Below are 2,225 nucleotides of genomic sequence, written 5' to 3' on the forward strand. Positions count from 1 at the left end.
GACACCTGAAAGGTGCTCCTTCCAGCGGATGGCTACGGGTCTCAACACCTCGTATCATCCCAGGCCAGGAGCACCTTTCGCCATTCATTCCGCCGGTCGAGACCACACCCCCGTGAAATCTCGAGGCCAGGGCGGCAGCCGGATTCACGGACCTGGACACGCTGCGCGATGCAGCAGCGGGGATGCAGGCTGCCGTTGCAGAGGATCGAAACAACCTTGGGCTGCAGCAAAAGGTCTCAGACACGATGATCTCGAAGAACGGACCGATGAACGTCGGGATGATAATCGCGGCGGCATTTGCCCAGCAGGATCTACCTGCGTCGGAGCTCGCGGCCAGAGACCGGTTGCCCCAGAACACCGCCGAAGCTGTGCAGTGGATCTGGAACGTGGCCAGCGGCTTCGCGCACGGGTACTCCTGGCCGCGGGTCGCAGACACCATGACTGATCTCTGGCACAACATCAGCACAGCGATGTTCTACGCCGGCGCGGTGATGAAACTGCTCCACCTGGCACATCAAACCTCCCGCCAGGAGTGGTCGCAGCTCATGGCTGATTATGCCCAAGCCGGGGACTGACCTAGGCGTCACCTCCGAGGGTTATGGCGGGGCAGTCCGTGACCCACGGGTCGGTCCGTCGTGACCTGCTAGTACTCTCACGGAAAGTCATCTACGAGGGAGAGCTATGGCGAAGGCGCTGTCGTTGAACGAGATCCGGCGGCGGGCTGCGCAGTTCGTCGTGGAATGGCGTGACGAGCCTGGGGATGAGCGTCAGCAGGCTCAGTCGTTCATACGGGACTTGCTGCGGGTCTTTGGGATCACGAGTACAAAGGCTGCGCTGTACGAGAAGCGCGCAAAGCGCTCCTCGACGGGGCACCGCGGATACATCGACGCCCTCGTGCCGGGCCTGTGTGCGATCGAGATGAAATCCGCCGGGAAGGACCTCGAGGTAGCCGAGCGCCAGGCGCTGGACTACATCGACGACCTGACCGACGTGGAAACCCCACGCTGGGTCATCTCTAGTGACTTCACTCAGTTCCGCATCCTGGACCTCAAAGCACCCGACGGCGCCGACACGCGCACCTTCACCCTCGAAGAGCTGCCGGCCAACTCCGACCTGCTGGCGTTCCTGGCCGGCTACCAGACCAGTCCCTTCGGGAACCAGCAGCAGGAGGAAGCCTCGGTCAAAGCCGCCCAGATCATGGCCGACCTGTACGAGGCGCTCTCTGATTCTGGCTATGACGACCACGATGCATCCGTCTTTCTCGTGCGGGTGCTGTTCTGCCTATACGCCGATGACGCAGTTGAGTCCCGCATAGTGGTGTAGCGCGGTGGCCCCGTGATCGTCCCGGACGTGGACGCGGCCACCGTGTGATCTTTCGAGTGAACCTCTCACAGCACTCTCGAACGGAGTCATCACGATGACCGCTCCCCATGGGCTGACCCCGTGATGTAGGTCCAGTCGTTGTGGGAGTCGTCTTGATGCTCGCTGCTGCGGGCAGGAAGACTGGTCTCATCATGACGAACACGAGGAAGCGGCACACGCCTGAGCAGGTCGTGCGCAAGCTCGGACAGGCCGACCGGATGCTGGCCGATGGCGCGGACGTCGCGGCGGTGTGCCGCGAGCTGGGCGTGTCGGAACAGACGTACTACCGGTGGCGCAACCAGTACGGCGGGCTCAAGGCCGACGACGCCAAGCGCCTCAAGGAGCTCGAGAAGCAGAACGCCACCCTCAAGCGTCTGCTCGCTGAAGCAGAGCTGGAGAAGGCGGCGCTGAAGGAGCTGGCAGAGGGAAACTTCTAGGCCCGGGCAGGAGGCGCGCCGCCGTCGCTCACCTCATCGCGAAGATGCGGGTGAGCGAGCGGATGGCGTGCCGGCTGACCGGGCTATCCAGGTCCGCCTACCGGCGCACCCTCAAGGCCGATACCGTCGCCGACCCCGACGCCGCCTTGCGTGAATGGCTGCGCGGTTACGCGAAGAAGCACCCCCGCTGGGGCTATCGGCGCGCGTACCACGACGTCCGCGGCGAGGGCTGGCAGGTCAACCACAAGAAGATCCAGCGGCTATGGCGCGAGGAAGGCCTACGCGTGCCCCAGCGACGTTGGGCTGACCCCGTTTCGTAGGTCCAGTCGTTATGAGGGTCGTCCTGTTGCCCGCGGTCGCGGGCAGGGAGACTGGTCAGATCATGACGAACAGCAGGAAGCGTCACACCCCGGAGCAGGTCGTCCG

Annotated in this window: 2 protein-coding genes and 1 pseudogene; all 3 read left to right on the top strand. The window is 63.9% G+C overall.

Annotation, left to right across the window (positions count from 1 at the left end; translation table 11 throughout):
• Nucleotides 1-182: 182 nt before the first annotated feature.
• Nucleotides 183-575: a hypothetical protein gene (locus P0D62_RS18885; RefSeq protein WP_275704075.1), complete on the top strand. Its 393-nt coding sequence runs from the start codon at nucleotides 183-185 to the stop codon at nucleotides 573-575.
• 106 nt (nucleotides 576-681) lie between these two features.
• Nucleotides 682-1,323, top strand: coding sequence for a type IIL restriction-modification enzyme MmeI (locus P0D62_RS18890; RefSeq protein ID WP_275704076.1), 642 nt, complete (start codon nucleotides 682-684; stop codon nucleotides 1,321-1,323).
• Between the two features lie 191 nt (nucleotides 1,324-1,514).
• Nucleotides 1,515-2,098, top strand: a pseudogene (locus P0D62_RS18895) (transposase); the annotation flags it as partial.
• Between the last annotated feature and the right edge of the window lie 127 nt (nucleotides 2,099-2,225).

The sequence above is a fragment of the Tessaracoccus caeni genome (assembly GCF_029211185.1).
GTDB classification, from domain to species: Bacteria; Actinomycetota; Actinomycetes; order Propionibacteriales; family Propionibacteriaceae; genus Arachnia; species Arachnia caeni.

What these genes read in the sequence shown, in the direction of transcription:
- P0D62_RS18885 (WP_275704075.1), top strand. Translation starts at nt 183, where the DNA reads ATGCAGGCTGCCGTTGCAGAGGATCGAAACAACCTTGGGCTGCAGCAA.
- P0D62_RS18890 (WP_275704076.1), top strand. Translation starts at nt 682, where the DNA reads ATGGCGAAGGCGCTGTCGTTGAACGAGATCCGGCGGCGGGCTGCGCAG.